The 12376-nt window shown below is 67.5% G+C and carries 8 protein-coding genes; all 8 read left to right on the top strand.

Translation table 11 applies throughout. The features are described 5' to 3' along the window. Positions 1-100: 100 nt before the first annotated feature. On the top strand, positions 101-1333 hold the full coding sequence (locus ABIB27_RS10330) for an RDD family protein (protein WP_354215220.1): 1233 nt from the start codon (positions 101-103) through the stop codon (positions 1331-1333). After that, on the top strand, positions 1330-2229 hold the full coding sequence (locus ABIB27_RS10325; RefSeq protein ID WP_354215221.1) for a PP2C family protein-serine/threonine phosphatase: 900 nt from the start codon (positions 1330-1332) through the stop codon (positions 2227-2229). The genes ABIB27_RS10330 and ABIB27_RS10325 overlap by 4 nt, the downstream gene beginning before the upstream one ends. 1 nt (position 2230) lies before the next feature. Next, a complete protein-coding gene (locus tag ABIB27_RS10320) occupies positions 2231-4018 on the top strand; it encodes an FHA domain-containing protein (protein ID WP_354215222.1) in 1788 nt (595 codons plus the stop codon). Next, positions 4015-5838, top strand: coding sequence for a serine/threonine-protein kinase (locus ABIB27_RS10315; RefSeq protein ID WP_354215223.1), 1824 nt, complete (start codon positions 4015-4017; stop codon positions 5836-5838). Before ABIB27_RS10320 ends, ABIB27_RS10315 begins: the two co-directional genes overlap by 4 nt. A 61-nt stretch (positions 5839-5899) precedes the next feature. Continuing rightward, entirely contained in the window at positions 5900-6604 is a 705-nt protein-coding gene (locus tag ABIB27_RS10310) for a hypothetical protein (protein WP_354215224.1), read from the top strand. Continuing rightward, on the top strand, positions 6601-11046 hold the full coding sequence (locus ABIB27_RS10305; protein ID WP_354215225.1) for a type VII secretion EssC family protein: 4446 nt from the start codon (positions 6601-6603) through the stop codon (positions 11044-11046). Before ABIB27_RS10310 ends, ABIB27_RS10305 begins: the two co-directional genes overlap by 4 nt. A 122-nt stretch (positions 11047-11168) precedes the next feature. Then, positions 11169-11753, top strand: a complete 585-nt coding sequence (locus ABIB27_RS10300; RefSeq protein ID WP_354215226.1) for a hypothetical protein — start codon at positions 11169-11171, stop codon at positions 11751-11753. 209 nt (positions 11754-11962) lie between these two features. Next, the gene (locus ABIB27_RS10295) at positions 11963-12226 is read left to right on the top strand and encodes a WXG100 family type VII secretion target (RefSeq protein ID WP_354215227.1); all 264 of its coding nucleotides are present in this window, start codon (positions 11963-11965) and stop codon (positions 12224-12226) included. Positions 12227-12376 lie beyond the last annotated feature (150 nt).

Below are 12376 nucleotides of genomic sequence, written 5' to 3'. Positions count from 1 at the left end.
CCACGCACAGCGGGCCATGATGGAAAGTGCTGCGGCGCACGCAGCACGGATTCCCGGTACTATCCCGGTAGTACAAACGGCTCCAGGGGGAGGAACGGGAATGGCAGCCAATCTTGAGCTGGTTCCGGCCACGGCCGGCAAAAGACTCGGCGCCGCAGTGCTGGACTGGCTTGCACCCGTCGCAGTCCTGGTGGTGTCCTTCACCATCGGCTTCGCGGGAATCACCCGTACCCTCAGCGGCGGATTCATCATCTACAACACCGCCTCCCTGGTCCTCTTCGGCAGCATCGGCATGGGGCTGACGCTGGTCTACCTGGTGGTCCTGCTGGGCATGGAGGGCCGCTCCGGTGCGACCATCGGTAATCGGGTCATGGGGATCCGCAGCACTGACAAGGATGGCTACGCACCAGGCGCCGGAGGCGTCTTCCTGCGCGGCCTCATCACGGGTGCCGGCATCATCCTCGCGCTCATGGCCGCAGTGCTCGTCGTTATTGTCAAGTGGTTCGACACCGCCCTGTTTATTCTTGGCCCACTGCTTCTGGTCGGTGCGGTGTGGGCTGTCCTGGTGGTGGTCTCAAACACGTGGGACCGCAACGGCAAGCGCGGCTGGCACGATTCCGCAGCCAAAGCCCTCGTGTTCGACGTCAACGCCGGCCGCAACCCCATCACCTCCGGCGGGATCCAGGGCCCGTACAGTTTCGCGCCCCTGGACCTGCCGCCCGTCCAGCCGGTCGCTTCACCCGTAGCCGGCGCAGCCCTGCCGTACGCGGCACCCCCGGCACCCACGGCCCCGGCACAGCAGGCCGCGGCACAGCCTTACGCCGCTCAGCCGTATGCCGCGCAGCAGCCGTATGCACCGCCGTCGTTTTCTCCTCCTGCTACCACTTCGTTCCAGGTGCCGGAGACTCCGGTGGCAACCCTTCCCGACCCAGGTACAGCACATCCCGACGATGACCTCGACCGCACCCAGATGCGGGGCGGTGCGGCCTACGCGGCGCCGGTCGCGGTACTGCGGATAAAGCTCGACGACGGCCGGGACTTCCAGGTCGACCGCATCGTCCTGGTGGGCCGGAACCCCGTGGGCCAAACAGGCGAGCAGCAGGCCCAGCTCCTGGCCATCACCGACCCGGGCCGCTCGATTTCCAAGACCCACCTTCACCTGCTGACCGACGGTGCGGGCATCTGGGTGACGGACCGAAACTCCACCAACGGCAGCGCCGTCACCACGCCGGATGGCCGGCGCACGCCACTGCAGCCGGGCGTGCCCGCCTTTGTCAGCCCGGGATCCACTGTCCACTTTGGTGACCGCTCCTTCCACCTAGGACAGGCATGAACTCTCACCCCGCCAGTGATTCCCCGAACGCAGAAAACGGATCCGCCATCAGCCTGAGTTACGGCTACGGCACGGACCGCGGACTGCGCCGGGAGCTCAACGAGGACTCCTTCATCGCCTCGGACCCTGTCTTCGCAGTGGCTGACGGCATGGGCGGACACGAGGCCGGCGAGATCGCCAGCGGCATGTGCGTGCGTGCGCTGGCCGCGATGCCGCAGGTGGCCAGCGGAGAGCGCAGCGTCACGGCGGCCGTACTCCAGCAGTACCTGCTCCGTGCCGACAATTCCATCAGGGCAGTGGCCGGTGCCCGGGCCGGGACCACCTTGACGGGCGCTGTGGTGGTGGAGCAGATGGGCATGCCGTACTGGCTGGTCATGAATATCGGTGATTCCCGGACGTACCGTCTGAGCCAGGGGCATTTTGCCCAGGTCAGCGTGGACCACTCGGAGGTCCAGGAACTCGTGGATGCCGGTGAGATCACACCGGAGCAGGCCACAGTCCACCCGCGCCGCCACGTAGTCACCCGTGCGTTGGGCACCGGCGATGAGACTGAGGCGGACTACTGGCTGCTGCCGGTTGAAGAAGGCGACCGGATCCTTGTCTGCTCCGACGGCCTCAACGCCGAGCTGACGGACGAGCACATCCACCGCATCCTCAGCACGGTGGGCCACCCCCAGGACGCCGTGGATGCGCTGATCCAGGCAGCACTGCGCAACGGCGGACGGGATAACGTCACCGTCATTGTGGTGGATGCAAAGAACTTGATGAACGACGCCGGCATGGCCACCACCGCCCCCCGCCCTTCCGCTGACGCGGAAGAGGCCACGCTGCCCAGGGCCCAGATTGTGGACGCCAGCCGGCCGGCTGCCGGGGAAGACGAACGTGGGGAGAACTGAGATGGCCACCGCGAACTACACCGCGGGTCCCTGGCTGGGCCTCCTCCGCTCCCGTACGGCCGTCTTCTTGGGACCCGGGACGCCGCCGGCCCTCGTCCAGTCGATCTGGGACCTGCTCGAGGATGCTCCGGAAGTGCACGAGGTGCTGCATGCCGTCACCAGCAGCTTCGGGGTTTCCCTGGCGCAGATCCCGTCATTTGGCATCGTGGACTACCGTGACGCGCTCCGGGTCTTCCTCCGCGGTGACCTGGACCTGACCGTGCAGTTGGCCGCCGGCCCGGTGGAACTGAACGGGCGGGACGTCACCACCTGGACGGAGCGGCGCCTCGACCTGCCCGAGTGGTACCGCCTGGCTGTCGCAGGCGACACCCAACTAGGGCCCGTGCTGCCGCTCACCGAGGGCGTGGTTCTGGTGCAGTCGCTGACCGTCACGCTGACCGCTCAACCGGCTGGGGCGCCGGCGATTGAACCGGGCGGGGCACGGACCAGCGAACCGGCAGGGGCGGCGGCTGCGGTTAGCGCCGTCGTACGGGAAGAGGCCGTTGAGCCGGATGTTGAACCGGAGGCTGAACTTGAAGGCGAACTGGCACCCCACACTGAGCCGGGAACGGACGCTGACGTGGTGTTGGATCCGGTACGTGACCGGGAACCGGAGAGCCCCCCCGAGGTCTCGGCCGAGACCGTCATAGGGCTCCTGGAGGATGAATCCAGCTATGCCGCGGAAACACCTGGACCGCAGCGGGAGGCCGAGCCTGTGCAGGAGGCACCGTCCAAGCCTTCAGCTGACATTGACCCCGCGTCCCCTGCCGACCAGGTGCCCGCGCACGAACTAACGGGCGGCTACGACCACCTCTGGGAGAAGACTGTGGTCCGTCGCATCGAGGACGCCGCCGTTCGCGACGAGCCGGAGGAAGCCGACGCCGGCGCATCGCCTCATGCCGCTGCCCCTGCAACTGACGCCGGACCAGAAGCCGACGCCCGAGCAGAAGCCAGCGCCCGAGGGGAAGCTCCGGGGTTGCCGGACGCCGCGCTGCACGCGCCGGACGAGCTGACCCCTGTACCGCACGCGCCGGTGCAGGCAGCCGTGCCGCCCACCGGCCTGATCGACTCTGTCCCGTGGCGGAAGGGGTCGGGGAGCGCGCCGGCCACCCAGGTTCCGCCGTCGTTCCTGCCACCGGTACCAGTTCCTGCGCCGGTAGCTCCTGCGCTGGATTCAGCCGCCGAGCCTGACGGCCCCGACGGTGACCATGACGGCCACACCGTCATGAAGAGCGATCTCGCCGGAATGGCAGCGCACCCCGCCCCGGAACAGGAGCCGGAGCCGGACGCGGGACCACTGGTGCTGGCCCGGGTCTGCAACCGCGGCCATGCCAACCCGCCCACCCACGCCCAATGTGCTGCCTGCAGCTTGCCGCTTCCCTCCGACGCTGTCCAGGTGGCCCGGCCACGGCTGGGCAGGATGCGCGTGTCCACGGGGGAACTGGTGGACCTTGACCAGTCGCTGGTGATCGGTCGCCAGCCATCCGTGTCCCGGGTGCAGGGCGGTGTGATGCCACGGCTCGTCCAGGTGTCCAGCCCCAGCGCAGACATTTCCCGCTCGCACGTCGAAGTCCGGCTCGAGGGCTGGCACGTGATGCTGTGCGACCTGAAGGCCACGAACGGCACCGTCCTGGTCCGCGGGGGACAGCAGCCCCGGCGCCTGGCCCAGAACGAGACGGCCATCCTGCTCGACGGCGATATCGCGGAACTGGGTGACGACATCTCGCTGCGTTTTGAGGAGATTCTTTGAGTTCCAAACGGCCGGTTGCGCCGCCGCCCCACATTCCGGGGTTTACCTACATCAGCATGCTCGGCTCGGGCGGGTTCTCCGACGTTTACCTCTATGAGCAGGACCGCCCCCGGCGGAAGGTGGCCGTTAAGGTCCTCCTCTCGGACCTGAAGACCGAGGGCGCCCGGCGGCGCTTCGAGTCCGAGGCAAACCTGATGGCCCAGCTTTCGTCGCACCCGTATATTGTGACGATCTTCGAGGCTGAGGTGACCGAGGCCGGGCACTCCTACTTGGCCATGGAGTACTGCTCCCGGCCCAGCCTGGACGTCCGCTACCGCCGCCAGCGCTTCAGCGTCGACGAGGTCCTCGCCGTGGGCATCCAGGTGGCCTCCGCCGTCGAAACTGCCCACCGCGCCGGCATCGCCCACCGTGACATCAAGCCCGCCAACATCCTGGTGACCGACTACAACCGGCCGGCCCTGACGGACTTCGGGATCTCCGGCACCCTGGGTGGCGACACCGATGATGACGCGGGCATGTCCATCCCGTGGTCGCCGCCGGAACAGTTCACCGGGGGCCCGGTCGACGGCGTCATGGTGGACGTCTGGGCGCTGGGCGCCACACTGTACACACTCCTTGCGGGACGGTCCCCGTTCGTGATGCCCGGTACGGACAATTCCCAGCGTGAACTGATCTCACGCATCACCAGCGCTCCGCTGCCGCGCCTGGGCCGGGACGACGTTCCGGCATCACTGGAACGTGCGCTTTCCACGGCCATGGCCAAACCCGCCGCGTCCAGGTACTCTTCGGCCCATGCCTTCGCCCTGGCCCTGCAGCGGATCCAGGCCGAACTGAACCTGTCGGTCACGCCCTTTGAAGTGCTCGAAGAGCCGCACCACGATGACAGCCACCCGGATGACGGCTTCGAGGAGACCCGGGTCCGGAGCATTGCAGCCATCGATCCGGAGCGGACCGGCAGCGCCCCCACCTTCCCGGCACGCACTCGGCCCCGGGGCACCGGAACCGGAACCCCGCCGTCGGGGTTTCCCGCTGGTGCATTCCCCCCGGCCGCAGGTGCGGATTCCGCGCCCCGGCCCCAGGTTCCGGGAAATCTGTTCTCCGGCCCGACGGACGGACAACAGAGCGGCGGCCCGGCCGGAGGCTGGCAGGCCAGCGGCCCCGCGGGGGAGTGGGCCGATGCCACGATGCTCCGCGGCAGTGCGCCGCCCGCCGACTACGGCTCCGCACCCGACGCCACTGTCCAGCGCCCACGGCTCCAGCCAGCCCAGACTGCAGGCCCCCAGGCAGCACAGCAGGCCGGCCGCCTCCCGGGCCGGGCAGAACCCGGGATCGACTCGACGGTCAGCAGGCCTGCCGCGGTAGAGGAAAGTGCCCCCGAGGCTGTCCAGGACCACGGAAAAAGGAACCTGTGGCTCGCCTTCGCCGGCGGGACGCTGCTGGTGCTGGCCATCATTGTGGGCATCGTGCTGGCGTCGTCGGCACCGGAGCCGAAGGCCGCCGAAACCGGACAGGTCTCCAAGCCCCCGGCGGACGCCCTGGACAACGGGAGTGTCCCCGACGTCGCGGCCCTGGCCGGGGCGGTTAACTCTTCCGGCAAGGCAACGTTCACCTGGACCAACCCGCAGCCAAAGTCCGGCGACTTCTATAAATGGCGGGTCTATGCCGTGGGCGGAAGCGGCGAGTACCAGTCCACAACGGCGCCAACGGCCCAAATGGCCCTGAACCCCGCGGAACCCACCTGCATTCAAGTAATGCTCGTGCGCAGCGACGGCGCCTTCTCGCCCCTGAAAGAAGACTCGATCGCCTGCCTCCGCCAGTGACGGCACGGCATACCGGAAACGACAGTGAACGCGGGCAGCGCCCGGCGAGGAGGCACGGAAAATGGGGGATCTAGCAATAGATTTCTGTGGTGAATGGTACGAACCGTCCGATGAGGAAATCTTCAACATCGGCCGCGAAGGCGATCTTGAGGTGGACGACAACCCCTACCTTCACCGTCAGTTCCTGCAGGTGGCCCGGTACGACGGGATCTGGTGGCTGAGCAACGTCGGCAGGATGCTTTCCGCCACGGTGGCCGACGGCTCGGGCGGCATGCAGGCCTGGCTGTCGCCGGGGGCACGCATTCCGTTGGTGTTCAGCCACACGAACATCATCTTCACTGCCGGTCCCACCACGTACGAGTTCGCTGTCCACCTCAAGACACCGTCCTTCCGGCAGCAATCACGGGAAGACGACAGCAACGGCGACACCACGATCGGCCCTGTCGTTTTCACCGACTCCCAGAAGGCCCTCATCGTGGCGCTCGCCGAGCCGATGCTGCGGCGCGAAGGGACCGGGTTCAGTGCCATCCCGTCGTCGGCGGCCGCAGCCAAGACCCTGGGCTGGGCACTCACGAGGTTCAACCGGAAGCTGGACAACGTCTGCGACAAGCTTGACCGCGTCGGTGTCATGGGACTGCGCGGCGGCGGCGGAAAACTGGCCACCAACCGGCGCGCCCGCCTCGTCGAACACGCGGTCACCACCCATCTGGTGACCGCCGAGGACTTGTACCTTTTGAAAAAGATGAGGGGCGTGGACGAAGGATGAGGATCAGGCTGACACTCCGCCGGGATCCGGCGGAAACCAAGGACCTGGCCGTCACGGTCGACGGCCTGGCCACCGTGGCGGACATCGCCACGCAATTGTGGGTGGCCGACCCCGACAGGAAGGGCTCCATGGCGCCGGGGAACCTCTCATTGCGCATCGACGAGGCATTTGTGGGCGGTGGGATGCGCGGCAACGTCCTGACCCGGACGGACAACCTGCTGGAGTCGGGACTGCGCCCGGGATCCGTGGTTTCGCTGGCTGAGGTCAGCGACCACTTCAACGCCCCCGGCGCCAACCGCGGCCCCGCCGCCGCCACCCTGCGGATCCTGTCAGGGCCCGACGTCGGGCAGGAGTTTTCGCTGCCCTCCGGCACCAGCTACATCGGCCGGGACCGGGACGTGGACATCCGGCTTTCGGACCCCCTGACCTCCAAACGCCACGCCCGCATCACGGTGGGCGAGAGCGTGGAGATCGTGGACACCAACTCCGCCAACGGCCTCCTCATGGATGGCCTTCCCGTCACCCGGGCCACCCTGAACTCCTCGGACACCGTCACCCTGGGGGAGACCACCGTCACGGTGGTGCCGCTGGGACACAAGCAGGCGGCAGCGCCGACGTCGCCCCTTGTTGATTTCAACCGCTCCCCACGGGTGGTTCCCCGCTTTGACGCGCCCAAGCGGGTGCCCCCGGCGGGTCCCAAACGGCCGGACCACCAAGCGTTCCCGTACATCATGCTGATGGCACCGCTCCTGATGGGCGGCATCATGTTCGCGGTCACCCGGAACATGCTCTCCGTGATCTTCATGATGATGATGCCGCTGTTCATTGTGGGCCACTACGTGGACCACAAAATGCAGACCAGGCGGCAGCAGAAGGAGCAGCTCAAGCAGTTCCGGGAGTCCATGGCCGCTTTCCGGCAGGACATCACCGAACTGCAGCATGTGGAACGTGCAGTCCGACTGCAGGAAGCGCCCTCGGTCAGCGACACCGTGGACTCCATCTACAAGCTGGGCCCGCTGCTGTGGACCCACCGCCCCGAGCACCTCGGCTTCCTCGGCTTGCGGTTCGGGCTCGGCACCAGCCCGTCCCGCATCATGTTCGAGGAACCCAACAACAACGACACCGCAGCCGAATACATGCGCGAGATCCAGGACTGCCTGAAACAGTTCCGGGACATCGAAGGCGTGCCCGTGGTCTCCCAGCTGCGCACGGCCGGGGCCTTCGGCGTGGCCGGGGCACGCGGTCTCGTCGACGATGTGGCCCGCGGCATGGTGCTGCAGTTCGTTGGGCTCCATTCGCCCGCGGAAGCCGTAGTCACGGCCATCACCTCGGCGCAGTCCCGGCAGCGCTGGGACTGGCTGCAATGGCTGCCCCACGTCGGTTCCGGCCACAGCCCCCTTCCCGGCGACCACCTGGCCGCCGGTTCCGCCGGCGGCTCCACACTCCTTGCCCGGCTTGAGGACCTTGTCGACGCCCGCGAGGCGATGGCCAAGCGTTCCGCCCCGGAGCCGAGGGGGACCATCGACCCCGCCAAACACGAGCTTCCCGCCCCGGTGCTGCCGGCGGTGCTGGCCATCGTCGAGGACGACGCCCCGGTTGACCGCGGCAGGCTGACCCGCCTCACCGAACGCGGCCCGGATTCCGGCGTCCACGTGATGTGGGTTGCCACCGACATCCAGGCCCTCCCGGCCGCCTGCCGCGACTTTATGGTGGTGGACGGTGAAAACGGCACCACCACCGGTCAGGTTCGGCTGGGCCGGCACACCTATCCTGTCAGCTGCGAAAGCCTTGACGCCGAACTTGCTGCCCAGCTGGCAAGGATGCTGGCGCCCGTGGTGGACGTTGGCAAGCCGGTCACTGACGATTCGGACCTGCCGCGAGCGGTCTCCTACGCCACCCTGATCGGCAAGGACTTCCTGGACAACCCGCAGGCCGTCGCGGAGCGCTGGGAAGAGAACAATTCCGTCCATGCCTCAGCCGTGCCCAACCGGAAGGACAACGGAACCCTCCGCGCGCTGGTGGGTTCGAAGGGCATTGAGCCCCTCTATCTGGACCTGAAGAACGAGGGCCCGCACGCGCTGGTGGGCGGTACCACCGGTGCCGGCAAATCCGAGTTCCTCCAGTCCTGGGTCATGGGCATGGCCGCGGCCTACAGCCCGGACCGGGTGAGCTTCCTGTTTGTGGACTATAAAGGCGGGGCCGCGTTCGCCGACTGCCTCAACCTGCCCCACACCGTGGGTCTGGTCACCGACCTCTCCCAGCACCTGGTCCGCCGCGCGCTGACGTCCCTCCGGGCGGAGCTGCACTACCGGGAGCACCTGCTGAACCGGAAGAAGGCGAAGGACCTGCTGGCGCTCCAGCGCGAAGCCGATCCCGAGGCTCCGCCGTACCTGGTCATCATCGTTGATGAGTTCGCGGCGCTGGCCACCGAGGTGCCGGAGTTTGTGGACGGCGTGGTGGACGTGGCCGCCCGCGGCCGCTCCCTGGGCCTGCACCTGATCCTGGCCACGCAGCGTCCGGCGGGGGTCATCAAGGACAGCCTGCGGGCCAACACGAACCTCCGGGTGGCCCTGCGAATGGCCGATGACGACGATGCCACCGACATCCTGGGGGTGCCTGACGCAGCCTACTTCGATCCCACCATTCCGGGACGCGGCGCCGCGAAGACCGGACCTGGCCGCATCCAGGGGTTCCAGACCGGCTACGCCGGCGGCTGGACTACCGAAAAGCCCCAGCGCCCGCAGATCGACATTGTGGAAATGGCGTTCGGGTCCGGGCAAAGCTGGGAGGCGCCCGCCCCGGAGAAACCCGTCAAGGAAGCTCCTGCCGGTCCCAACGACATCGCCAGGATGACCACCAACATTGTCCGTGCAGCCGAATCGCTGGCCATCCGGCCGCCGCGCAAGCCGTGGCTTGACGAGCTCGCCACCACCTACGACTTCTCCAAGCTGCCTAACCCGCGGACCGACGAGCGGCTGCTCCTGGGCGTAGCGGATGATCCCACCCGCCAGGACCAGCCCACCGTGTTCTACGAACCGGACAAAGACGGCAACATGGCCATCTACGGCACCGGCGGCTCCGGCAAGTCCGCCGCCCTGCGCGGAATCGCGATTGCCGCCGCCGTCACGCCCCGTGGTGGTCCCGTGCACATCTACGGCATTGATTGCGGATCCGCCGGGCTCAAGATGCTGGACGGGCTCCCGCACGTGGGCGACGTCATCGACGGCGACGACGTGGAACGGGTCGGCCGGCTGCTGCGCCTGCTCAGCGATATCGCCGATGAACGGTCTGCCCGCTTCGCCGAGGTCCGGGCCTCCACCATTGGCGAATACCGGACCCTGGCGGACCGCCCCGACGAGAAGCGTATCTTTGTCCTGCTCGATGGCATGTCGGCTTTCCGCGAGACGTACGAATACAGCCGCCTGTCTCCGTTGTGGGACATCTTCCTGCAGCTGGCCACGGACGGGCGCCCCCTGGGCATCCACCTGGTCATCACCGGTGACCGGCCCAACTCCGTGCCGGCGTCATTGCTGGCCTCCATCCAGCGCCGGCTGGTCCTGCGGCTGTCCTCCGAAGACGACTACCTGTCCATGGACGTCCCCAAGGATGTGCTCAGTGCCTCCTCACCCCCCGGGCGCGGCTTGTTGGGTGGCCTCGAAGTACAGTTGGCCGTCCTGGGCGGGAACTCCAACCTCGCCCTGCAGGCCCGCGAGGTCCACAGGCTCAGCCAGGCCATGCTGCGGCAGGGGCTGGAACAGGCGCCAAAGATCCAGCGGCTCCCGGAGCAGGTGGACCTGGACCTGCTGCCCGCCGGCAGCCCGGACCTCCCTGTCATCGGCGTCGACGACGAAACCCTCCTGCCTGCGGAGATCACGGCCCAAGGCCCGCTGCTTCTGGCAGGGCCTCCGGGAGCAGGGCGCACGGTGGCGCTTGTCAGCCTGGCCTACGCGCTGCGCCGCACCAACCCGGATACCGAACTCGTGTACATCGGCTCGCGCCGGTCCGCAGTGGCATCCCTGCCACTGTGGAACCGCTCCGTGGTAGGGGCGGACGACCTTGCCGAAGTGGTGGAAGACCTGGTGGAGCACTCCATCGGCAATCCCGGCAAGGTGGCCATCTTCGTTGAAGGCCTGACCGAGTTCACGGACACGGCGGCGGAATCGGGCATGTCGCAGCTCGTGACGGCGTCCATCAAGGCTGACCAGTGGGTTATCGGCGAATCCGAAACATCAACCTGGTCCTCTGCCTGGTCACTCTCACAGCCGTTCAAATCAGGCCGCCGCGGGCTGCTGCTGAACCCGGGGGACATCGAAGGGGACAGCCTGCTGAGCACCTCGCTGGGCCGTGTCAGCCCGGAGTTCATCCCGGGCCGCGGCTACATCGTGGGACGCGGCAAGGCGCGCAAGCTGCAGATCGCTTTGCCGCCTGAAAACAGGGACTGAGTCCAGCCATCGCCGCGGGCCCGTAAAACCGAGGATTTGCGGGCCCGCGGCGCGTTGTAGGAGACTACGGGAACCACTAGTTCGCCGCGGAAAGGTGCCGCGCGCCCTCCGTAAAGGCAAACATGATCCGATCCTCTTCCGTGCTCCGCCACGTCACCTCTGCGGTGGCCACAGCGGTGCTGGCGCTCACCGTTGGCCTGTCGGCGGCGGTCCCGGCTCGGGCAGACGACGGCGGCGTGACCCCGGGATTGTGCATCCTGAACTGTCCGTCCGGGAGCGCACAGCCGGACGAACCGGGCAAGCGGAAGCCGAGTGTCCCGCCGCCGGACACTCCTTCCCCGCCGCCTTCAGCGCCCGCCCCGGCCCCCACATTTCCCGCCATTCCAGCAGCGCCGGCACCCGCTCCCGTTCCCGCCGTCGCCCCGGAGCCCACGGTTCCTGCACTTGAGGAGACACCGACGCCGGACGCCGCCACCACCACCGCGGAACCATCAGCGACTACCGCGAGCCCGTCCACTGAGTCGAACTGGGATAAACCAGTCACGAGATCGGCAAAGCACACCCAGGCAGCCGCCGTTTCGCGGAACGATGACTCAGGGCTGTTCGGAAGTCCTGGGCTGCTGGCCATCGTGGCGGGGGTGCTGCTGGTGGGAATCTCCGGCCTGGCGTTCGCCTGGTGGGGCCGGAACCGCCTCGCGTCGCATTGACTCGACGGTGAGCCCTTTGGTGATCGAGTTTGTCGGGCGCCAGGTTCGGCACGCTGAAACCACCGAAATGCTGTCCGGCATGGGCAGCGGTGCCCATCGACGGGTTTCCGGGGCCGGGATAGGTTTCAGGTAATGGATCTTCCGGATCAGCCGGGGGCCGCTGGGGATGCCGATCTGGATCGGATCCAACGACGCATGAGGAGAAACTGATGGCGATTTGGGGCGCAGATGTAGAGCAGCTCAGGACTCTTGGCACGAAGCTGCAGGCCGGTGCTTCGGAGATCGAGCAGCAGAGGTCCAACCTGTCCCGCCTTCTGGACAGCACCACCTGGGAAGGCCCGGACGCGAAGAACTTCCGCAGCGAATGGTCAGGCACCCACACCAGTGCGCTGAACCAGGTCATCCAGGCGCTGAAGGATGCCGGCCAGAAGGCCACCAAGAACGCCAACGAGCAGGACCAGGCTTCACGCTAGCCAGCACCGCTTGACTGACCCGCTTGACTGAGGGCCCGGACACCACAAGTGCCCGGGCCCTCTGGCATCCGGGTCTTGGTTGATCAGCGAGCGATCGGGGGCGACGACCCCGTGTGTGGGCACGATGTCGGGGGCGTAGGGCAAGATAGG

It is taken from the genome of Arthrobacter sp. UYEF21 (assembly GCF_040546085.1).
Taxonomy (GTDB): Bacteria; Actinomycetota; Actinomycetes; order Actinomycetales; family Micrococcaceae; genus Arthrobacter.
This window is presented reverse-complemented; position numbering and strand designations above follow the sequence as displayed.